The organism is Streptomyces sp. NPDC048650, assembly GCF_043199095.1.
Classification (GTDB): domain Bacteria; phylum Actinomycetota; class Actinomycetes; order Streptomycetales; family Streptomycetaceae; genus Streptomyces.
In genome coordinates, this window is the sequence record NZ_JBICVM010000019.1 from 40,795 (window position 1) to 63,593 (window position 22,799).

A 22,799-nucleotide genomic window follows, 5' to 3' on the forward strand; every position below is an offset into this window, starting at 1 on the left:
CGCGTGGATCTCGGGGTCAGTGGTGCGCCGCGCCACGGGTTCCGAGGACGCGGCTGTACCTGCGTAGGACGGCGAGGACAGCGTGCTGATCGTCTCCTGCCGCGGTGAGCAGTGGCCCCGTCGGCGTCAGCGGGATCGACTCGCCCAAGTGCAGCTGAACGAGGGCCGCCGCGCGGGTGGAGCCGACCACCGGCCGGTCCGCATCCCCGGTGACCTGCACTTGGTATGCAGACCCGTCGTCGAATGTGCCGGTGACGGTGAGTGGCATCCTGCTCTCCTTCATCGTGTGGCGAGCAGACCGAGGAGGAACGCTCGCAAGTCGTCGTCCTCGTACCAGTCACCGGTGAACATGGCCTGCAACGATCGGGCGAGGCTGTCACCCGTGTCCGGCTGCGTCTGCTGCTCGTCCAGGAGGCGCCCCAGGGCGGTGCGGTCGGGGGTGCGGGCACCGGGGCGCCCAGCGTGTGTCCGCGTGAACCAGAACGAACGCTGCGCGGCGTCCAAGTCGGGCCGTTGCCCGGCGAAGTGCTGAGCCAGGACGTACGCGGCCGTGCCCAGGCCCTCGTCTCCGAGATCGGCGATAGTGGCGCGGGCCGTGTCCGGCTCGTAGCGTCCTTCGTCGCCGCCGACGGCGGTGAGCCTGCGCCCGCCGGGGGCGGCGAGCCAGTCCCTGGGGATGAGGCGCTGGGCATCGCGCACGGCCCGTTCGGCCTCCGGGGTGGTGTCCGGCCCGAACACGATGCCCGCGTTGCCCTGGGAGCCGAGGTCGCGGATGCCGGCCAGGGCCGCAGCGACGGCATCGGGCACCGCGGCAGCGTACTGGGTGCGCAGGCCCTCCCACTCGCGGCGAGCGGCCGCGGCCTCCATGCGGGCGGCTGCGATCTCCACCTCGACGTCCGGGTCTTGGATGGTGCTGCTGGTGCGCGCGGCCTGGAGATTGAGCAGGCGCCGCTCGGTCGCGGCCATGTAGTCGTCGGCGTGCCGGAGCGTGCCATGCGGGTCGCCGCCGAAGTCGTTGCCGAGTGAGTCAGCCAGACGGCGGGTCACCTCTCGGTCCACTTCGGAGCCGGCCGCCCGGAGCGTGGCCATGTGCCGCAGCGAGGTGAAGCCGGGGCCGCCGTCGGCAGCTAGGTCCGGCACCCACCGGTTCTCATCGGAGCGGCCGGGAAGCCTGCCCGCGGCGAGCTGCGCCCACGTCGTCGGCTTCCACCAGGAGCTGCGGCGGGAGATCTGCCCGAAGTGGCCCGACTCGGGCAGCAGGCCCGCCCACTGGGACACGCGCGCGGCCAGCGACCCGCCCTCGACATCCGGCAGATTGAGCGCGGCGTGGAGCCGCGCCAGGCGGCGGGATTCCGGCCAGTTCCGTACACGACCCACCAGCCGGCGCAGGAACGTCTTCAGGCAGGACAGCCGGTCGCGGCCGTTACGCCACAGTTCGGCGATCTTCCGGGCGGCGGCCTTCACCAACTCGACGACCCGGCGGCCGATGCGCCCGAGCGCGGCGATCACGCGGGCGAGGAGTCCGGGCTGCTGAGCTGCGTCCGGGGCCGTGGCAGCGACCCGGCGGACGATCCGCTGGGCGGTGGCTTGCCGAGTGCCGTCGAGCTGCGCGGTCAGGAGCCGGGCAAGGGCATCTGTTTCTGCCGGGTCGACACCGTTCTCTTCGAGCTGGCGCAGGAGCGTGGTCACCGCGTCGTCTGCGTGCGTGGTGACGGCGGCCGTCACGTCGCCGTCTGGAGTGCTGGAGGCGCGGCGCGGCGTCGGAGTGCCGATCTGCTCCGGGATGAGCCGCAGCAGGGCGGCAGCGCGCTGCGCCAGGTCCTCGTTGCTCTCGCCGGGGAGGGGGTCGAGGTCGTTGATGGTGCGGAGCGCGGCCCGGACGGTCCGCTCGTGCGCCTTCTCGCGGGCCCGGCGGAGGGCCTGCTGTACGGCGGCTCGGTTGCGGCCGGTGATGCCCGCGGCGTCCAGGTCGGCGCTCGCCTCCTGGCGGGCGGCCTGCCGCGCGTCGCGCAGGGCCTCGGGGGTCAGGCACTGGGCGATCTGCTCGCGCAGCGCGTGGATGTCGCCGTGCGGCTCGGTTCCAGCAACGGCCTCGTCGACGATGCGCGTGGACACCGTGCGGCTGTGGTTGCCGACGATCCGGTCGCGCACCGTGGAAGCGGACGGGTTGGGGTCGCGCGGCTCCTGGGCGGGAGCCGGGTCTGGGGAGCCCGTGTTGTCGGTGTCGGAGCCCGGTTCGGGGAGCTGCCACACAGGCATGGCGGCGTGGACGGTGCGGCGCTTCCACTGCCGGTTTTCGTCCTCCAGGAGAAGGCTGCGCACGCCGCCGGGGCCCTCTTCCACGTCGAGAACCCGGTAGACGTGGAGTTCATCGCCGCGGCGCTCGTCGGGCATGGCGATGACGTCGCCTTCGCTGGTCTGCGCGGCGTTGGACGGGCGGGGGCGGTCGAGCCCTTCCGGCGCGGGTCGGCCGGCAGCGTTGTCGAGGTGGTCGGCGGCACGCCGCGCGGCGCGCCCCTCGGCGCTGGCCGGGTCGGCGTTCGCCCGGAGCTGGGCCGCAAGAGCGGTGGCCTGCTCCGGTGTGACGGGGAGGTCGGTGCCCAGTCGGGCGGCGGCCTGCTGGGCGTCGGGGTCGTCCTCGGGGCTGTTGCCCTGGTCGGCGATGGCGTCACGGTCGGCCAGGGTGAGGTCCGGGTCGACCGTGGGGCCGGTGACGAGGCCGATGGCGGGCAGCGGCTCATGGACGGTCAGTTCGTCGGCGGCGGCGGGCGCGTCATCCGGGCCGAGGTCCGGAGCGGTGCCGTTCGGTCCTTCGGCCTTGTGGACGACCGCCGTGGCATCCATGTCCATGGTGCCCAGCTCGCCCGTCGTGGTGTCGGCGTAGTCGATGGTGACGCGGTCTCCGTCGCGGGTGGTGTCCAGGACCTCCGCAGTGGTCGGAGCGCCGTCGAGGTCGAGCACGACGATGTCGCCATTGTTGATCTCGTCGGCGGTCGGGGTGGCGATGCCGGTGACGGCGGCGGTCTCCGGGGTGTCATCGCGGACTTCGCCGACGACGCGGAGGTCCGCAGCGCCGCGGGTGACGGTGCCGTTGGCGGTGGTGACGGTGATGCGGTCGCCGTCGGTTTCCTCGACCGGGCCCAGGAGCGCCCCGTTCGGGGTCGTTTCGACGACGAGGTGGCCGGGCCGGATCTTCTGGCCTGTCGCGGTCCATCCCTCGGGCCGGTAGTCGGCGGAGCCGTCCACCGTGAGAGAGGTGGGCGCGACGTTGGTGTCGGTGTCCCCGTCGGACCACCGCACGGAGATGGTGGTGTCGGTGGCGCCGGTGACCGTGCCCTCACGGCCAGCGTTGCCGGTGACCTGGCTACCGGGGAAGAGCCCGCGGCCGCTGGTGTCAGTGGCGATGGTGTCCGGCAAGTCGCCGCTGATGACGTTGCCCTGGGCGCCGCTCGCCGGGGTGCCGGGGGCGGTGTTCTCCGGGGCTTCGGCGCGGGCGGCACTGGCGTTGAGCGGGGTGTAGACGGTCCCGCGGTTGCCGGTACGGCCGTCGGGGCTCTCGCCGATCGCCGTGCGCCACATGTCCTCGGTGCGCCCTCGGCGGGTCGCGGTGACGCGCTCCGGGACGTCGAGGACGAACCCGGCACGGGTCACAGCGCGGCCGCGGCGGGTCGTGCCGTCGATCCGCGCCATGTCGCCGGGCTGGAGCTGGTCGACGCTGGCCCAGTGGGCGGGCTGCCCGCCGATGGGCTCCGGCTCCGCGGACGGCTGCGGCTGCGGTGTCTTGTCGTCGCCGACCTCGGGTTCGGCGTCCGAGCGGGGGGAGGAAGGCGCCTGCGCTCGGGCGGGAAGCTCGGGCACACTGGCGTCCGGGACAGCGCCGGGGCGGGCGTTTTGGTCGTCCCCGAGCGTTCCCTCCTCGCCGGATCGCGGCTTACGCCGCACTATGCCCAGCTCCAGTCTCGCGTCGTGCTGGCGGGCGGTCTGGCCATCCGGACCCGTCCAGGTCACATCGGCCGGGTAGCGGTAGTAGTCCCGCGTCCCAAGTGCCTGGATGCCCGTGGGGTTCCAGACCTGGGGCTGGTCGCTGGTGAGGATTCCCCGGACGGTGCCGAGAGGGTCGGCACCTCCATTCAGCGAGCGATCGACGTTGGCGGCCAGCGGGTAGCTGACCTCGTCACCGGCCTGCAGATCCGAAGGGTCGGCGAGGATCGTGTATCCGTCAGCTTCCTGCTGCCGGTGCCAATCGTCAGCGGCCAGTCGCCAGGCTCGTCGTTCCTCGGCTCGGGCAGCGTCATACCGCCACTGTCCTTCCCGGCTCCGGTTCTCAGCCAGAACTCGGGCCATGGCGTCGTGAAGGCTTTCGCCGTCCGGGCCGCGGAAGGCGCGAGCACGCTCCACAGCGTCCGGCGCATCCCACGGGAACGGTTGACCGTCAATGCCCCGGACGCCGCCGTCGAGAGCGTTCGCCGCGTGGAGCGCGTCCTTGAGCGTCCCGAACCCATCGCTATGGTCGTAGAGAACAGGCACCATGCTGCCGGGGGCAGCCACAGTGAAGCGGCGGTTGTACTCGTCGCCGTCTCGGACCGCGCTGTTGCCATACACCAGGAGCCGACCGCCGCGGGACAGACGGGTGTTCTTGTCTGCCGCGATCTCGCGCCGCTCCTCCAGGCTCGGCGGAGTGGTGTGCATCCCGGCGCCAGGCGCGGGGGCATCGAGCTGACCGTTGTGAAGGTGCTCGCGTACACCGTCGAGACCCGCGAACCGAGGTATCGCCGGGTCGTACGGGGACTTCTCCGGCTCTGGTTCGGGTGCCTTGGCGACGTCTGCCGCAGTCCCCTCCGGCGCGTCGGGCACGCTGGGCGTTCCCGCGGCCTGGCGCTGCTCCTCCTCGTGCTGCTCGCGCTCGATCTTCTCGTCTGAGCGGCGCTGCTGCTTGAACTGGTTGTAGGTCAGGCGGCCCCCGTTGTTGTCGAACCACTCAGCGAGTTCTTCGCTGGCGTAGTCGCGCCACCGGCCGAACCGGGAAAGGGCTCCGCCGGAGAACAGGTCGCGCTCGCCGACGGGCGGGAGTTGCCTGCTCGTGTTGCTGAAGAAGTAACCGTTGGTGGCGTCGATGGCGGCGGAGTACCGGGCTTCGTCGAGGTCCTGGAACTCGCGCTGCAGGCGTTGTTCTCGGGTCTGCGGGCGGCGGGTGATGTCCGTGGTACCAAAGCCCAGTGCGGCGTCCATCGCTTCGCCGCGGCGAAGCACCTCGTCTGCGTCGGCTGCCGGCGTGGCGGGGACCGCGTCGCGGACGCGCTTGTCGGCGTCGTCTCGGCGGTCCATCTCCTCCATGACGCGCATCTGCTCGGACTCGGAGAGGCCGCCCCAAGCGGTGGCAAGGTCGTCGTCGGCCAGGGCATCGAGGTCGTCCGGCAGGGTGGCGGGCCGCGGCTCCTCCGGGTGGGTGGTTGGCTCCGGCTGCGGGGTGTTGTTGCCGCCGAGCTCGCGGTCCTGGAGGAAGGCGTCGCGCACCGCGCGCAGCGCCTCGGGCAGTGGGCGGCCTTGACTGTCGTGCCACTGGGCTATCGCTGCCGGTATGAGCGGCTGGTGCCAGTCGATGGGCAGCCGGTTTCCGTCGGTGATGTCCTCGAACCGGTCGGCCAGTTCGTGGGCATCGTCCGCGTTGCGCGCGGTGACGCTGATCTTCCCCAAGCGGCCGCCGTTGCGGGCCTGCGCGAAACGCCACTGCCGTGCCCCGTCGGGGCCGGGGGTGATGTCGTCAGTCCAGGTGACCAGTCCGCCGCCGGAGGACAGGGTCAGCGTCGGGTTGTCGGCGAGCTGTGCGAGGAAGGCGCGCCGCTCCGGGGTGTTCTCCTCGGCGGTCAGCCGGTCGCCGCGCCGCCACACGCTGCGCAGGTCGGCCACGCTGCGGGGCGGCTCACGGTCGGGCGCCCCGCCACCGTGGCCGGAGGCTCCTCCGTCGCCAGTGCCAGCCGGGATGTGGGGCAGTTGCGGCATGTCGAGCCGGGGCATGCCAGGGCCACCCGGTGCGCCGGAGCCCCCTCCGCCGGGACCGAGGTTGCCGCGACGATGGCGCCGAGGTTGATCACGGTCGCCTTCGCCGTCCTGGGTATCGGGCTTGTCGGTATTCGGGCTGTCCTCGCCCCGGTCGCCACCTGGGGCGTCTGGCATCTGCGGGTCGCCCCCGGCGCCCTCCGGCCCCCCGTCGGGCGATGCGGCGTCCGCGTCCGTGTCCCCGTTGCGGCGATTCCGCTCGTCGTCGTGCTGCTCGTCCTCCTGGCCCTGCTGCTGTGAGTCGTCCTCTGGCTGCTGCTTGTCGTCCTGCTGTTCAGGCTCTGGGGTCTCGTCGCTCGCGGTGTCCTCGGGCTGGGGCGCCGCGGCTTCGTCGTCGTCGCGGTCGTCTGCCGCGCCGCCTTCGGGGGCATCGCTGCCGTGGAGGTCCGGCGTGGGCTCCTCGCGCACGCCGTCGGTGATCTCCTCGTCCGGGTACCGCAGTCGGAGTTCGGCGTCACGGTTGTAGAACCGCTCCTCGCCGTCGCTGGTGACGATCCGGATCCGTCCTCGGCCCGTGAGCCTCGGCGGCTCGGTGACCGTGTGCGTGCGCCCATCCGCGTCGGTGTACCGGTCGCCTTCCGTCAGGTCGGCGGGGTTGCTCATCTGGGCGGGGCGGAGGTCGCTGGTGTCGCGGCCCTCGTGGTCGGCGAACATGTCCGGCGTGCCGAAGCTGTCGTCGGGCTGGTCGAGCGGGTTGTTCGAGTCGGCGACGACGGGGGCCTGCGGCTCGGGCTCGTCGACGTCGAACAGGCCGCCCTCCGGTTCGGGTGCGCGCTTCTTCGGCTCGGGCTTCGGCGTACGGCCGGCGCGCCGGTCCATCTCCCTCTCCAGGACGGCCATGCGGGTGCGGTTAGCGCCGGTCAGTTCACCATCGGCCATCTCCCGCTCTACCAGCGCCACGATTTCGTCGGCGATCTCCTGGTCGCTCATGGCGGACGGTGCCCTGGTGCCCTCCGGGCGGATGGCATCGAGCTGCTGGGTGACCTCGTCGCGGTCGAGGTTGACCGTGCTGTCGGAGGCGTCCGTCACCTCGTCCTGGGCCACGGGCTCTTCGCTGGCCGCCCCCTGCCCGGCAAGGGGCGGCTGTGGCGTCTCGCCAGTGCGCTCGGGCGCTGGCCGGGCGGGCTCGTCGTCCTGCGAGTCGCCGTCACCGGGCGCCGTCGGGGAGGCCGGGACGTCGCGGCCGTCGTCGCCGTCGCCCGCGTCCGCGGTGCCCGGCTCGTCAGTGGTCTCATCCTCGGCGGCCCCGTTGTCGTTGCTGGGGCGGATCTGCCCAAGAGCCTGTGAAACCTCCTCGGCGGACAGGTGGATCCGGTCCGGCTCCGGCGCGTTCTGCTCCTCCGTCTTCTCGGCGCGCTCAGGCTCGGGGAACTTCTCGTCGAAGTTCTCCAGGGTCAGGACCGAGTCGCCGACTGCGGCCTGGAGCGGGATGCGGGCCTGGTGGCGCTCCTCGACTATCTGGGTGCGCTGGGCCTTGGTCAACTTCTTGTCGAGGTCGCTCTCGTCGATCTCGGGCAGCTTGTCGAGGTCAGCGATCCGGCCGACGATGTTGTCCAGCAGGTTCGCGCGGGCCCGCGCATGCTCGATCTGCGGGGTGAGGTCGGCGGCGGCCTGAGCGGACTGCAAAAGGGCTATCTGCTCGTCTAGTTCGGGCAGCCGCGCCCGGTCGGCCTGCTGGAGGGCGGGTGCCTTCTCCAGCGCGTTGGTGAGCCGGGTGATCATGCCCGACCCGGCGCCCTTCTTCTTGAGGTCCTCGGGGCCGCGCTCGAAGCCGGAGCGCGCAAGGTCGGGGTAGCCGAGGTGCGCGACGAGCTTGCCGTCCGCGCGCCGTTCGGTGCGCACGGCGACGTCGAGGCCGCCGAACTGACCCAGCGTCTTCCAGGGGCCCATGCCGTCGCGGTCGTGCTCCAGGAGCTGGGTGGTGACCTGCCGGTGCAGGGCGGCCGCGGCGTCCGCGCGCTCCGTGTACGACAGGCCGCCGAGGTTCACGGCCAAGGTGTCTCGGACGTCGCGGATGCGGGGCAGTGCCTCTTCGCGGCGGGTGATGCCGTCGCGGGTGTCGGTGAGTTCCTGCTTGAGGTCGGTCAGGGTCTCTTGGCGGCGGACTCGTTCGGCGGCCTCGTTGTGCTGGTCGATCTCCAAGTCGCGCAGCGCGCGGCGGGCCTTCATGAGCTGGCTCATGTAGGGGTTGCCGCCGATTTCGGCTTCCATCGTCTCGTAGTCGGGGTAGTCGACGTCGAGTTCGGTGACGGTGTCGCGGGTGTCGCTGTCGGCCTGCTCGGGGCGCTGGATATCGATCAGGCCCTCCGCCTTGGAGGCGACGAACCCGGCCTTCCAGCCGTCGAGGCTGCCCTTGGTCGCGAAGACGTCGATCTCGATCTCGGCGTTCTGGTTGCCGTAGCGCAGGCCGCGTCCGTTGCGCTGCTCCATCTGCGCGGCGCCCCAGTCGAGGTCGACGTGGGTGAGCGACACCATGCGGTTCTGGGTGTTCATGCCGGTGCCGGCGACGCTGCTGGAGCCGATGAGGACGGCTATGTCGCCGTCGCGGGAGCGGCGGAAGAGTTCGGCTAGCTCCTCGGGCTTGCCGCTCTTCTTGTGGTCCTGGACGAACGCGATCTTCTCTTCGGGGACGCCGCCCGCGACCATTAGCCGCTTGAGTTCGGCGTAGGCGTCGAAGCTGCCGCGGTTGTTGCCGCCTGGCACGCCCTCGTTCAGGAAGACCATCTGGAGGGCGCCGGGGGTGGGGTGGTCCTCGGTGCTGCCGTAGTACGTTTTGTAGATGCGGTCCTTGTGCTGGTGGTACCGCTCGACGTGCCGGGTGGCGACGGCGGCAAGCTTGTTGCCCGCCGGGGCCTTGGCTTCGACCAGGCGGGGGTCCAGCGCGACGGACGTGCCCTCGTTGCTGACGGCGAGCATGTTGTCCTGCGACCGGTCGACGTCTCCGCTGTGGATCGCGCGGCCGCGGGAGACGAGCTGCTTGAGTCGGGCCGTCTGGTCCTTGGTCGGGTCGACCATGACCAGGTTGGGACCGCCGCCCTTGATCTTCGGACGGGGAATGCCGACGTCGTCGGCGCGCTTCGTGTCGGCGACCAGGCCCCACATGGTCTTCATGGCGCGGCGGTTGTGGAACTCAGCGAACCGCTCAACGATCCGCAGGCCGGAGCCGTCAGGGGCGTTCTCGACGCGGAGAGTTTTGCGGCCGAACGTCGCGGCCCACAGGTCCGGGGCGCCGGCCTTGTAGGAGTCCAGGACCCACGGGGCGGCAAGGGCCAGCATCGTGAACTGTTCAGTGATGCTGTTCGACAGGGGGGTCCCAGTGGCCAGGGTGACCGTGGCGCGGCCGTCGCGGCGGCGGTGCAGGTCGGTGAGCTTCTGGTGCAGGTCGATGCCGCGGATGGAGGCGGGATCGCCGCCGCCCTCGCGGGAGCGGAAGCCAACGCCCTTGTACCTGTGGGCTTCATCAACGACGGAGTAATCGAACCCGAGGTCGTCCCAGTACGTCTGGCCGGGCGTCCGCATCGGCGCGGCGTTCTTGCTGATCTTGTTCTGGACCGTCGCGATGCGCTGCTCGATCTTGGCGACGATGAACGGGTGATCCGGGTTATCCGACTCCTCGTACTGCCGGTCGAGCTGTTCCCGCAGAGCCTCCAGCTCCAGGAACTCGTACCTCTCCTGCGCCTCGGGGCTCATCTTGATCGAGCCGAACGCGGGCTCGGTGAAGATCACCAGGTCCGGCTTGTTGGCGCGCAACCACTCCAGCGTGCTGTCGCGCCGCCCATCGGCAAGGTCCCCGCTGGTGATCAGGTGGACCTCAGCGTTGGGGTACAGGAACCGCGCCTCGTCGTACCACTGCTGTGCAAGGTGGTCGGGGACGACGGCGAAAGGCTTCTCGATCTGCCCGGACGACTTGAGCGCCTGGGTGCCCATGACGAGCGTGCCCGTCTTGCCCAGCCCGACTTCGTGGGCGAGGATCACCGAACGCTCGAACTGCATCCGGGCGGCACCGCTCAACTGCCAGGCATGTGGCGTGCGTTCGGGGGTGAAGCCGTCCAGGGACGGGCTCATGCCGTCGTACGAACGGACGACGTGCCCGTTCATGACCGTGTTGTAGGAGTCGGTCAGCAGCGTTAGCCGGTCGGCGTTGGCCGTCGCGTACTTCGCGAACTCCGACCGCATCTGGTCGGCCTTCTGCCGCACCAGGCGGGACGTTTCCTCATCGACGTCACGACGCTTGTCGTCGCGGTAGATCGTCAGTGAGCCGTGACCGAGGATGGCGCGGGCGATCTCGACGGCGCCCTTGCCCTTGGTGCCCTTCTTCTCGTCGGCCGCGACGCCGTACATGACGTTGTTGGCCTGCGGAACCTTGCCCGTGTAGAGCATCCAGCCGTAGCGGTCGTCATGCGCGACGCGCAGAGTGCGGTCGCCCAGGTACCCGCGCAGGAACCCTTGCAGCAGCTCGGGCGGCGTCCAGTGCGAGCCCATCTCCGGGGTGAACTCGCCGATGGTGCGGTCGGCGGGCTGCACTGCTTCGAGCGCCGAGACGTTGACCGCGAACGCCGGGTCCTTCTCCGCTGCCCGTCGGGCGGCGTCGAGCTTGTCGCGGACGGGACCGGACAGGTAGGCGCCGGCCAGCTCCAGGCGGCCGGTAGACGGGTCGGTGAAGACCTCGCTGCCGAGGGCGCGCACGGCGTCCTGCGGGTGCATGTTCAGTAGACGGGCGATCTCGCCGAGGTCGACTTCGCCGGTCGCGGCGACGACCGCAGACAGGGCCGTCTTCGGGTCATCGGTCCGGTCGAGCGGCTGGCGCCGCGCGGCAGCGCGCTCCTCGAAGACGCGGCTCAGGATGGGTTCGTGCTTGTCCGCGTCCCACCGCTCCAGGGCGAGGACCGAGCCGGCATCCGGGTCGGAGCGGAAGTAGCCCCACGCAGTCGGCGTGCGCTCCTCGGCCCCGTCTTCGCGGGTGCCGGTCTTCATGCTGCGGAACTGGCCGGGCTTGGACAGGGGCCCGTACTGCTCGACGTACGCGGTGTGCAGGTCGCGGAGCTGGGCACGCAGCTTCTCGGCGCGCTCGTCCTCCGCGTTCTTGCGGTCCAGCGCTCGCAGTTCGGCGGCGACGTCCCGGAGCTGCATGAGTGCGCGGAGCTGGTCGCCGCGGCCGTCGGACGGCTCGACCGTGACGGGGTTGCCGCCGTTCACGTGCTGGTAGAGGTTGCCGTCGTCGCCCTCGTAGAGGCGGCCGGTCCAGTCGTTGGCCTGCTGCTCGCGCGCGGTCTGCAGGAACAGCGGCGGCCGGTTGTCGCCGTCGGGGTGCGGCTCATAGCCACGGCCGTCGGCTTTCGCCTCGGTGGCGATGTCCTTCAGCGCGTCGCGGAGTTGGTCGGCGGCCTTGGCCGGGTTGCCCTTGACGGTCACGCGCGGCCCGTACGGAGACGACTCGGTCGTCAACTCGCCGAGGACGTGTTCCGGGTGCTGGGTGAAGTACGCGTTGACGTGCTCGTGGCTGCTCCCGACCTTCCGCTCGGGCGCGTTGAGCCACGAGGTGTCGCCCGGCTCGTCGCCGTCGGCGCGGCGCCGCAGCACCAGGACGTCGGTGACGACGCTGGTGCCGGCGTCGTTGAAGACACCGGACGGCAGGCGTACGGCACCGATGAGGTCGCCGTACTTGGCGATCTGCTTGCGGGCCTTGTCGCCCTTGGAATCGAGGGTGTGTCGGGAGGTGATGAGCAGGGTGATGCCGCCCGGCCGGGTCAGCGCGAGGTCCTTGGTGATGAACCCGTTGTGCAGGGACTCCGCGGGGTAGCGCTTGTCGCCGAACGGCACCGAGGCGAAGGGGACGTTGCCGACCGCCGCGTCGAAGGTGCCGGGCTCGGCGTCGGTCTCTGCGAAGTTCTCGTTGAGGACATTGGCGTCCGGGTAGATCGCCTTCGCGATCCGCGCCGTGGTCGGGTCCAGCTCGATGCCCGTGAGGCGGGCGCCCTCCGGCGAAACCCCGAAGAACGTGCCGCTGCCTGCCCCTGCCTCAAGTACGTCACCGCGCTCGAAGCCGAATGCCTTCAGGCCGTCCCACATCGCCTCGGCGATGGGCTGAGGCGTGTAGTGCATCGACAGCGTGCCGCGGCGGGCCTGCTGCCACTCCAGCGGTGACAGCTCGTCGGACAGCATCCGGCGCAGGTCCGTGTATTCAGCCCAACGGGCTTGGTCCTGCATGAACTTGCCGTGCCGGGCGCCGCCCTGCTGGTAACGCGGCTCCTTCTCGTTCGGCTCCGCCGCGAACATGATCGGAACCGAGCCCCACCCGGTCCAGCGGGCGAGGGTGACCTTCTCTTTCTCGGTGGCCGGGCGCTTTTCACGCTCCAGCCGCTTCATGACCCGGATCGCCTCGACGTTCGCCGCGGCCCGCTGGATGGGGCCCTTGGTGGCGGCGTCGGCCGGGTTCGGGCGGAAGCGCGGTGCTACATGTCGTACACCGCGTCCTTCAGCGCCTGCAGATCCCGCATCTCCGGGCTGAGCGTCTGCGGCTCCGGCTCCGGCAGCAGGTCCCGCAGAACCATCGCGGTCGCGTCCGCCCTGATCTGCTTGATCTGACCCGCCCGTGCCTCGTACTCCGTCGCGGTCGGCACGGTCTCCTCCAGCGTCTCCTCGGCCGCCAGAATCGCCGTCTCGATCTCCCTGCCCTTGTTCAGGAAGAACTTCTCCGCGTCGTCCATCGCCGCCAGCTCCCGCGGACGGTACTTCGTCCAGTGGTCCCTGGCTGTCTGGCTGTAGATGCTCACCATCAGCCCCTTCGTCCGTTCCGAGAGCCGCGCGCAGGGCTGCCTGCTGCGCCTCGATCTCCTGACGGGAGATGACCTTGCGGTCCTCGTCCCCGCCATCCTTGCGTACTGCGGCGCGCTGTGCGTCGATCCCGTGCAGCGCAGCGTTGATGGAGCCCAGCCGGGTGCGCGCCTTCGACCGATCCGACGAGTCCAGTTCCCGGTCGCTGGACCGCAGCATCATCTCGCGGGACAGTTCCTCGGTGACACGGTGGAACTCGGCGAGCAGGCCCTCGGGCACGTCGATGTTCGCGCCCTTGCCGATCTTCCCGGTGATCGGGTTGGAGCTGTCGGACCAGCCGTAGCCGTGCCCCTTGAACAGGCCGTAGAGGGTCTGGCGTTCCTTGCTCGCCGAGGGGAAGGAGTCGGCTCGGCGGGAGGACTGGTAGAGCTCGAAGAACATCTTCGGCACCCACACCTGGCGCACGGAGCCGTACAGGCGCACCGGCTCGGTCGCGGGGTCGGTGTCGTAGCTGTCGACGATCGCGGCCAGGGCCTCGGTCATGCTCGGGAAGGAGCCCAGGACGCCGCCGTGACTCTGGCGCTGCGCGTTCCATCCGGCTTTGTGGCCGCCCGCGTACGGCGAGTCGTGCGCGTGGTAGCTGACCTTGCCGTAGTCGTTGCCGTCGACCCTGATGGAGGCGCCGTACGTGCTGCCGAGCGGGTCCTCGCGGGTGTCCGCCCGGTTGACCTTCTGCTCGCGGCCCTCGACGCCGCGGCGGTTCTGCTCGTCGAAGAGGGCCTTCAGCCTCTCTTCCAGGGCCTCCCGCTCCCGGCCATGGGTGAGGTTCCGGTTCTTGTGGAGGTCCTTGAACGCCTTGCTCAGGTCCTCGTCGCTGAGTCCGGCCGGGTCCGGCCCATTGCGGTAGACGTCCGCCTTGCGGTTCTGCCGCTCCTCGTACACGGCGTGCCTGCGGGCGGAAAGAATCTCGTTCTGCTCCGCGCCCAGGCGGCGCAGGCGGACAGGCAGGCGCAGGAACTCCTTCTCCAGGGCACTGTCGTCGAGGTCCTGGACCGCAGGCCGCTGCTGGATGTCGCGGAACTGCCGGGCCTGCTGTTCGGTCTCGGCGGACTCCAGACGGCCGCCCAGCTCGTTGTGCAGGTCGCGCTCCGGGGCGAGGTCTTCGTCCCGGTTGTTCGTGCTCGTCGGCTTGTGCGTGCGCTGCCGGGCCTCCAGCTCCTTGGCGTAGGACGACAGTTCGTCGTCGCCCAGGTCCTCCGGGGCGGCGTACTGCGAGAGCCGGTCGGTGGTGCGGCGGCGCCGGTCGGCATACAGGGCCTGCTCGTCCTCGTTGAGGAGATCACCGCGGCGGGAGCCGTACGTGCCACGGTCGCGTTCCGAGCCGTTGATGGCCTCGGTGAGTTCGTCCTCGCTCATCGCGGCCGCGCGGCCCTTCGGGTCCGGCTTCGGCTCGTCGCGGCTGTCCTCGTCGTTCTGGGCGATGCGGCGCCGGTCGAGTTCAGCTTCGACCTTCTGCAGAGCGGCGCGCGCCCGCTGCTTCCGGGCCGGGGTAGTGGCGACCTGAGCGTGGATCTTCAGGTTGTCGCGGTGTCCACGCAGGTCCGCGTCGTGCATGGCGCGGAGCTTCTTGGTGTCCTCGTCGAGCGGCTGCGCGTCGGGGGCGTCTGCGTTGGTGTTGCGATCCTCGTCGGTGACGCGGACGTTGCGGCCCTGCCGGATGAACGCTGCGAGGACGTCGGCGGCCTTGCGGTCGCGGGTCTCCGGCTTCCACTGGGTGCCGGTGATCCGGGCGTTCTGGACGGGCGACCAGGCGAGCTTTCCGGCGGCGCCGACTGCACGGTCGTCTTGGGCGTCGTTCTTGATGGTGCCGCGTACTGCGAGGACCCGCTTGCCCTTGTGTGTGGTCCACGCCAGGTGCACATGGTCGGCCTGGTCCGGGTTCGTGGTGGCCAGGTGATGGCGGGCGATGATCTGGTCAGCGATGTTCGCGTTGTTGCCGATGGGCACGTAGACGCCGTCGACCGTGGCGTGCCGGTCGCTGTAGCCGCCGACGACGGAGGCGATGCGGGCGCCGTCAGGGCCGTACACGGTGATCGGTCCGGGGCTCCAGGAGGTCGCCCAGTATCCGGACACGCCGTCGACGGGCTCGGAGTCCAGCGGCACACCTGCCGGCCGTCCGCCGTTCTCGGCTGCCGGCGCCTCCTCCGGCTGCGGCGCTGGAACGGGCTCGGGGGGCGGTTCCGGCTGCTCGTCCGGCGTCCGCTGCTCCTGCTCACCCTCCTTAAAGCCCGCCCGCGCGTAGTCGGGGATGTCAGGCTCGTCGGCGGCCGCGGGCTCGGGGGTCGGCTGCTGGGGCGTCTCCGCCTTCGGCGCCAGGGTCTCGTCGTCACCGAAGGGGCGGCGGCGCAGCGTCTCGGCGAGACGATCGGTGGCGATGCTGTGCTTGGGTGGGTGCTTCTGGTCCCACAGGGCGCGGGCAGCCGTCCACTCCTGGTGATAGTCGCGTCCGTCAGCGGAGCGCCAAGTCCGTTGGATGTCTGAAAACTTGGGATCAGAGAAGTCGAGAGCGTTACCGTCCTTGTCCTTAAGCCTGCCGACGATGTGCTCGGCGAATCCCTTTGCGTCAGCTTGTCGGTCGAACCACCACGACATCTGCTGGCCGGTGCTGGTGGCGTACAGGTACCAGTCGCCCTCGACACGACGGGCGACGAACTGACCGTCGCCGACGAGCTTGAGACGCTGCTCCTTGGCGAGGGCGTCGAGGCCGCGGACAGCGCTCCGATCCTGTTCAGTACCCGAGGCGCGAAGGGTCTCGGCCTGCTGGGTCCAGCGGGCGCGGACCTGCTGAAGGGTGGTGAACCGGCCGCTGGCCTTGGCCCGCGATTGCTTCGGCTCTGGGGACGCCTGCGGGGCGCTGGTGCTTGCGCGGGAGGCGCGGAAGTCGTGGACGGCCCGGCGGATGGCCTGCTCAGCGTCCTCGCCCTTGGTGGACCGCCAGGTCGGAAATCCGTCGGCAACGTTGGGGTCGGACAGATCGATCGGTTCGTTGAAGCGGCCGGGCATGATGTGGCCGTTGCGGACATGGGTGTTGATGTACTCGGCCGCGCCTTCGGCTTCCTCACGGTTCGCGAAATCGCCCACGTCGAGGAAGCCACCGGTTCCGGTCGAGGTGAGGTACCAGCGGCCGTTGGAGTCGTCGCGAGTGGTGACAAGACCGCCGGACGGAGTGATCTGCAGGTCCTCGTCCCCGGCCAGGCGGCGCAGTGCTGGCGCGTTCGCTTCGGGGCGCTGGGCCAGGTCGAGGAAGTGACGTCGCACAGCTGCCGTGTCCTCGAAGCGGGCGCCGTTTTTGGCCTTGCGGTTCGGCAGCGCCTCGGTGTCGACGTCGTGGTGGCCGCCCTCGGCCTCGTCCTGGTCGTCGCCCTCGGGACTGTCGCCGTCATCGTCGCCGATGTCATTGCCGTCGTCGTCGGCGCTGTGCGGCTCGTCGGGCCTGCCCGGGTCGCCGTGGTCGTCGCGGGACAGGCCCAGGCCGCGGCGGTCGTCCTGATCGCGGCGGGCGTCCTCTGCCTCGACCTTCTGCTGATTCTTGGTCGGGGCGCTGCCGTCAGGGCGCGCCACCATGGTGATCCACCGGGCGCTCGTGCTGTGTCGGCGCCCGGTGTACGTGCCACCAGCCGCACGGTCCTGGACGAGGACACGGTCACGCGGCAGGGCGCGAACGACGCGGGCGAGCTTCCCCGACCACAATCTGGCGATGCCACCGGTCTCGATGAACCGGCCCTTGCTATCCCTGGGGTGCAGGGAAGGGTTCCACGGCCGTCGTACGGACTTGGCCTCAAGGGTGCGACTCAGGTCGGCCGAGGAGGTGCGAATCAGCATGCGCGGACCATGCACACCGCGGACAGTTAGCGTCGTGCGCTGAATTCGGGCCTATGTCACATGCTCTCGGTGAGGATGTGGATGGCGAACCAAGCTGAGAACCCGCACCATCCAACCGCGAACACGGCCCGCCCAGCCTTGGACGTGCGGGTGCGGAAGAGGCGTCGGCAGTTCTCGCTCAAAGTGTCGCCTTCCCGCTTGTTGACGAGGGCGGCTGTCTCAGCAACGGCGAACAGGCAGGTCCAAGCGGTCCAGATGGCGGGCCACATCAGGAGGTCTCCTCGGGGGTGGGGTCGGTGCGGTAGCGCAGTCGGCACCGGCAGTTGACGGTGAGGTCAGCGGGCGCGAACGGGTCACCGGGGTAGCGCAAAGGCGAGCCGTTGACCGCGAACGAGGTGCCGGCGGGCAGGGTCGTGCCATTGAGCTGCTGGTGTGCGGGTCGTACGCGGGGGTCGCTGCGGGACACCCAGGTACGCAGTACGGCGGGCCCTACGTTTTCGGCGGCGGCGTCGGCGGCACCGTTGACCGTCGAGATGGAACAGGACTCGGCGAGCAGGGCAATGAACTTCGCGGTGCGCGCGCGGTAGAACGCGGTGAGCGTGCCTGTGAGGTCGCCGAGGGTTCCAGGCTCGCGCTGCGCCGTGTCGAGGACTTCGACGAGGTCGGCCAGCAGCGAGCTGACTGCACGTCCCGCCATGGCCGCGCTGGTCAACGCTGCGGCGGCTGCGCCCGGCGGCACGGTGCCCGCACCCGTGAGGTCCTTGCTTAGGGCCGCGGCGATGGCGGCTGCGGTCTGCTGGAGGATCGGAACGAGGGTGCTGGTGGTCTCCTCCTCCCACCGCGCCGCGCCGACGACACGGGCGCCGTCGATCGGGTCATCGCCGCGGCGTAGGTCTGTGTCGCCGTTCGGCTGCCAGTAGCGGGTGTGCTTGCGGACCTTGGGGGCGTGCAGGCGGGCGGTGATGACGCCTTCCTGGCGCGCGAGGAGTGCGGTGAGTGCGGCCGAGACCGAGGCAGCCGCGGTGTCGAAGTCGGTTTCGATGACCTCGTATCCGGGTTCATCGCCGTGGGGCAGCTCCTTACGTTCGATGCTGGCCCGTGCGGCGTTGACGTCGTCGGCGGCGTCGCCGGTGCCCGACTGCTCGACGATGGATCGGGCGGCGTGGACGTCGCCTGCTGCATCACCGGGCAGGGTGAGTGGGACGTTGTCGCGGGCCTGCTCGACGGCGCTTGCAGCCGAGTCCCCGGGCGTTCCGTTCGTGGCTCCGTGTGCTGCCGCAACGTCGGCGGCCGCGGTTCCCTGCGGGTCCTGCCCGCGAGCCTCGGCGACCGCGTCGACGGCCGAGCCGCCTGCGGATCCGGAGGGTGCGATGGCTGGCGGCGGTCCGCCCGCACCAGGCAGGCCGGGCATGCCGACCGCTGGGTCCTGCGCGACGCCGAGCGCCGCTGCGTCCTGCTCGTTGGCGGGGACCGGCGCCTTCTGCGGGCTGATCCACAGAGCACGCGTGTGGGGCACGTTGAAGGGACGGCGCCCAGCGATCTCCCGGTACTCATCCGCCGTGATCAGCCCGGCGTTCCACTCCGCTCGGGCCTCCTCGCGACGCTGCCGGCGAGGGAACTCAAGTGCCTCCACGGTGGACGTGTTGAAGCGCAGCGACCAGCCGTCGTCCATGTCGAGGTCGAAGGCGGAGGCCAGCAGCGAGAGGTGGGGCAGCTCGGTGTGCTGCCAGAAGTTCCACTCTTCCCGGTCGGCGTTGGCGTACGTCCGCTCACTCGCGTTGCCGACGATGCTCTCCGGAACGCCGAACGCGCTCAGGATCTCGTCTTTGGCGGTCTTCGACAGCGTCTCGTAGTTCATGTCGCGCGGCCGCGTGCTGGTGTCGACGTAGTTCAGACCGCCGGGCCCGCTGCCAACGACGACGGTTTCGCCTGCCTGGTGTGCGCCGGGGGCGAGCCTCTGCTGAATACGGTCGATCTCGCGCTGGTCGAGCCCGTCGACGTCGATGCCGACGATCCCCGACGGTCGCGCGTCATTGTCGATGAAGCTGATGTTGTAGGTCCGGGCCTTCACGTCCAGGTCGACGGACAGGCCCGCGGCCTCCAAAGGCGTAACGCCACAGAACGGGTCGGTCGGGTGCGGGTCTCTCAACCACACAACGCGGTTGGGCTCCAGTTCCCGTACTCGACCGTCGTACGTCGTGAATTCAAAGTGGGATAGGTAGTCGCCGTGCGGGTCCGGTACTGGCTCGACGCGGTTGGCTGGGAGCAGGTCGAGGCGGGTGATCGTCCCCGCGCGAGAGCGGGTGATCTCAACGAATGCACCCTTCTTCGACAAGAGGAGCTGCGCAGAGAGCCGCTTCTTGAAGACGGTGGCCCGTTCCAACGGATTGGCCTGGACGTTCAGGACATGGAGAAGCGGGTGATCGGCGAGGGTTTCCGCGAACTGGCGCTCGTCACCGCCGCGCCCAATCTCGACGGTGAGCGCACTGGGGTGCTTGGAGATGGCTTCGACGGACTTGAACGTCCAAATCGAGCGCTCGTACCCCTCTTGGATAACGCGATCGAGGTCCCAGCCCGCGGCGCGGTTCTCGGTGGCCCAGACGGTAGTCGTGCCCGCGTATGTCATGGAGACGTAGTTGTTGCCGATCGCCCCGGTGGACTTCTCTTCCACAGCTTCCACCGCTGTGCGGGGGACTAGGAGGCGGCGGATACCGGGCATGAATTGGCGGAGCATCAGGCGCCCTCACTGGCCAGCCACATGCCCGTCGCACTGATGCCCGCCCCGACCTCAACCCATCCCAGAGGCGGAAAGTACGCGAAGGCGCAGCCGACGGCGGCCGCGGCCGCGATGGCGATGATGGTGCAGGCGCATGCACGGGAGACCCTGGTCCTCGGCGGAGCCCAGAAGAGGAAGACCGCGAGGGTGCCCGCTGCGGCCACGGTGGTGCTCAGCACTGGGTGCATGGCTCCCAGTGCAACGAGACCGACGAGCACGCCGGCGGCGACGAGGAGAAGACCGGCGGCTTCGCGGGCGAGGCTTCGTGGCGAGGGTGTCTCAGGCGGTGTACTCACGGCGCGCACGATGGGTGCAGTGCGCGGTTAGTGTCGCGTGCTCGCGCATGGAGGTCAGCGAGGGCGGCTGACCCCGGCCATGTAGGCGCCGATGCCGCGCCGCTGCACCTTCTCGCCTGGGATGATCTTGGCACCCTTCGGCGGCGGCGGCATCTTGCGCTTTTTGCGTATCGACTGGTCCCCGCCGATCAGGTGCCTGTTGTCGACTTTCTCCGCGCAGTCCTCGCCCTTCACCTCGTCGTACGGGCGTCGACAGCCCTTGCAGTAGACCTCCAGGGCGTCGACGCGTTGCCCGGCGATCGTCTTGAAGGAGCCGCGGAAGTCCGCGATGGACGCGGTGCGCGGCTCTACCTGGATCTCGGCGGCGACGATCCAGGCGTGCGAGAGGTCTTGGGGTTCGACGGGCTCAGCCGGAAGGGTAGGGGGTGCTGTCTTTGCCTCCGCCTTCTTCGCCGGAGGCGCCGGGGCTGGCGCCGCCAGGAACAAGGACTCCTGCCCAAAGGCCCGCCCCGCTGCCGGTGAGAGGGGAGCTGTAGCCGTTGTCACCCATTCCTCCGCGCTGTGTCGCTGGTGGGGTTGACACAAAGGCCAACCCCTTTCGCAGCGCGGAACGTCGCGGGGCGGCGATCTGTTACAACCACCCCCAATCAGGATCGCTGCCCTTCAGTGGGCGGTGGCCCCCTCCGCTTTGCTCATATCCCGCGCGATGACACCCTCCATGTGACGCTCGAAGACCGCCGCGGCATCGGGGTTCATGCGGGTCAACGCGACCATGCCGGTGATGATGACATCGCAGACCTCGGCCTCGACGTCTTCCCAGGTGTGCGAGTGCCCCTTGCGAGGGTTCTGCCCCATGGCCCCGATTACCGCCTCGGCAACCTCGCCAGCTTCCTCCTGGATCTTCAGCAGTTGCAGCAGAATTCGCTGTTCGCGAGGAAGCGTGGAGTGGTCTTCCAGGCGGCCCGCAAGGCGGGCAATCGCCTGCCAGGTATCGGTCATGTGTGTCTCGATTCTGTCGTTGTCGCCTGGGGACTTGGAGGGCCGACGCTCATCGGTCCTTGGCGAGGGCAACGAGTTCGGCGAACAAACCGCCGCCATGGGCAAGCTCGTCGTACCTGCCCTGCTCGATAACGCGCCCCTCGTGCATGACGAGAATTCGGTCGGCGAGACGGGTGTTTTCGAGCTGATGCGTCACCACGATCGTCATGCGCTCTGCGGCGATCCGCTTGATCTCCAGGAAAATCTGGTGTTCCCCACGCGGGTCCATCTGGGAGGTCGGCTCATCCAAGATCAGCAGAGGGGTTTTGCGGTACAGGGCCCTGGCGCACACGAATCGCTGCCACTGCCCTCCGGACAGCTCGGCGCCGCCGAAGAGTTCACGGGCGAGCAGGGTGTCGAGTTGCTTGGGCAGTTTCTCGACTGCTTCTCGCATCCCGACCGAGTCGATCGCTTCCCACACCAAGTCGTCGTCGAAGGTCTTGGGCTGCCCGAGGGTGACGTTCTCGCGGGCACGCAGAGGCCAACAGGCGAAGTTTTGCGGCACGAGGGCGGTGCGTGACCATACGGCGTCGGGATCTGCGTTGGCCAAGTCGGTGCCGTCCCAACGGACATGGCCCTTGTCGGCGAGCAGGATTCCGGTGATCAGTTTCGCGAGCGTGGACTTACCCGACCCGTTCTCACCCACGATTGCCAGGATCTCGCCACGGCGCAGGGTGAGTGAGACCCCGTCGACGGCGGGTTCCTCCTTGCCGGGGTACTGGTACACGACGTCGTCCAGGCGGATTTCCTCCACCTGCTCGGCAATGGTCAGCTCGCCGCGCTGGGGAGCGCGTTCGGCCGCCGTGTTGAGGAAGGACTGCATGTCGGCGAGGTACAGCGAGGTGTGGAACAGGGCGGCACCGTAGATGACGAACTGCGACAGTGCTGCCAGGGTGGTCTGGACGGCGACCACCGCGGTGGCAGCGATCGGTGGGGCAACGCGGCCGGTCATGGCCAGCCACGCGAGGGTGGCCCAGGTGCCCAGGAGGAAGACTCCGCCGAGCGCGCTGGTGGACAGGACGATGCGAAGCATGCGGGGAGCGGCGGTCAGGGTGCGCTCGTCGATGCGCTCGGACAGGGCGCGGTACCAGTAGATGAGGTAGCCGGTCATGCCGTTGGCGCGGACCTCATCGCCGTAGCGGGAGTAGGTGGCCCACCAGCGCATCGTGCCGCGCACGTTGCGGTCACCGACGTTGGCGTAGTGGGTCTCGTAGTCGACGCGCGCCGAGAGTACGGCGCCCAGGCCGGCCGGGATCACGGCGAGCAGCAGAAGGGGCAACATCAGCGGATGCAGCGCCGTGATGACACCACCCGCGGCGATCATGCGGACCAGGGCGGCCATGAACCGCTGGGCGTCCTGAACCAGCATCCGGGTGCGAGTGACACCCACTTCGGCGGCCTCCTGGCGGTCGGCGAATCCGTCTTCCCCGTAGGTCGCGGCTTCGACGCGGCACACCGCAGAGACGAGGGCGACGTCCGCTTCTGTCATCAGGAGAGGAGTGATCCTCCCATCGGCGTAGGAGGACAGGGCGCTGCTGATGCGGCCCACCCCTGCGGCCGCCGTGACGACGATGAGCGCGGGCAGCGCGGCGTGCAGATGTTCGGAGACCTGCCCCGTTCCGAGGATGTGGGTCATGGCCTTCGCGGTGAACGCGAGGAGCAGGGCGGCCGATGCTCCGGTGAGACCTTGGCAGGCGAGCAGGAGCATTACGGCGGCTCGGTCGACAGCCCATGCCTTGCGTACGGTGTGCCGCAGCACTGAGGGGAGCCGTGCGCACATTTTCGCGAAACTGGCCTCTGCCAGCGGGTTCTTGGCGTGCTCCCCCTCGAAGCTGAGGTGAGCCGGGGGTGGAGGGGGCGGCATCTCCGCGTTGGTATTTGAGGCGTCAGTAGCAGGCACTCTGCATCCTCCTTGGGGGTTGGTGCCATACCTGGGTGGCTCGGCAGTGCACGGCATAACGACGTACCGCGGGAAT

At 69.8% G+C, this 22,799-nt stretch carries 7 protein-coding genes; all 7 read right to left on the reverse strand.

What is annotated here, in order from left to right; translation table 11 throughout:
- Nucleotides 1-16 precede the first annotated feature (16 nt).
- The 7 genes from ACGFML_RS34305 to ACGFML_RS34335 all read right to left on the reverse strand — a co-directional run bounded on the left by ACGFML_RS34305 (nucleotide 17) and on the right by ACGFML_RS34335 (nucleotide 22,687).
- The gene (locus ACGFML_RS34305; RefSeq protein WP_393549571.1) at nucleotides 17-268 is read right to left on the reverse strand and encodes a hypothetical protein; all 252 of its coding nucleotides are present in this window, start codon (nucleotides 266-268) and stop codon (nucleotides 17-19) included.
- Nucleotides 269-279: 11 nt separating this feature from the next.
- Entirely contained in the window at nucleotides 280-16,713 is a 16,434-nt protein-coding gene (locus ACGFML_RS34310) for a hypothetical protein (RefSeq protein WP_393549572.1), read from the reverse strand.
- Between the two features lie 268 nt (nucleotides 16,714-16,981).
- Nucleotides 16,982-19,432, reverse strand: coding sequence for a phage portal protein (locus ACGFML_RS34315; RefSeq protein WP_393549573.1), 2,451 nt, complete (start codon nucleotides 19,430-19,432; stop codon nucleotides 16,982-16,984).
- Between the two features lie 14 nt (nucleotides 19,433-19,446).
- Nucleotides 19,447-19,677, reverse strand: coding sequence for a hypothetical protein (locus tag ACGFML_RS34320; protein ID WP_393549574.1), 231 nt, complete (start codon nucleotides 19,675-19,677; stop codon nucleotides 19,447-19,449).
- Nucleotides 19,678-19,839: 162 nt separating this feature from the next.
- Complete coding sequence (locus ACGFML_RS34325; RefSeq protein ID WP_393549575.1) at nucleotides 19,840-20,271, reverse strand: hypothetical protein; 432 nt, start codon at nucleotides 20,269-20,271, stop codon at nucleotides 19,840-19,842.
- Nucleotides 20,272-20,448: 177 nt separating this feature from the next.
- A complete protein-coding gene (locus tag ACGFML_RS34330; RefSeq protein ID WP_393549576.1) occupies nucleotides 20,449-20,784 on the reverse strand; it encodes a MazG-like family protein in 336 nt (111 codons plus the stop codon).
- A gap of 49 nt (nucleotides 20,785-20,833) precedes the next feature.
- The gene (locus ACGFML_RS34335) at nucleotides 20,834-22,687 is read right to left on the reverse strand and encodes an ATP-binding cassette domain-containing protein (protein ID WP_393549655.1); all 1,854 of its coding nucleotides are present in this window, start codon (nucleotides 22,685-22,687) and stop codon (nucleotides 20,834-20,836) included.
- Between the last annotated feature and the right edge of the window lie 112 nt (nucleotides 22,688-22,799).

Bases quoted from the DNA above. Each gene is read 5' to 3' on its own strand.
- ACGFML_RS34310 (WP_393549572.1), bottom strand. From the start codon at position 16,713: ATGCTGATTCGCACCTCCTCGGCCGACCTGAGTCGCACCCTTGAGGCC.
- ACGFML_RS34315 (WP_393549573.1), bottom strand. From the start codon at position 19,432: ATGCCCGGTATCCGCCGCCTCCTAGTCCCCCGCACAGCGGTGGAAGCT.
- ACGFML_RS34320 (WP_393549574.1), bottom strand. From the start codon at position 19,677: ATGCACCCAGTGCTGAGCACCACCGTGGCCGCAGCGGGCACCCTCGCG.
- ACGFML_RS34305 (WP_393549571.1), bottom strand. From the start codon at position 268: ATGCCACTCACCGTCACCGGCACATTCGACGACGGGTCTGCATACCAA.
- ACGFML_RS34330 (WP_393549576.1), bottom strand. From the start codon at position 20,784: ATGACCGATACCTGGCAGGCGATTGCCCGCCTTGCGGGCCGCCTGGAA.
- ACGFML_RS34335 (WP_393549655.1), bottom strand. From the start codon at position 22,687: ATGCCGCCCCCTCCACCCCCGGCTCACCTCAGCTTCGAGGGGGAGCAC.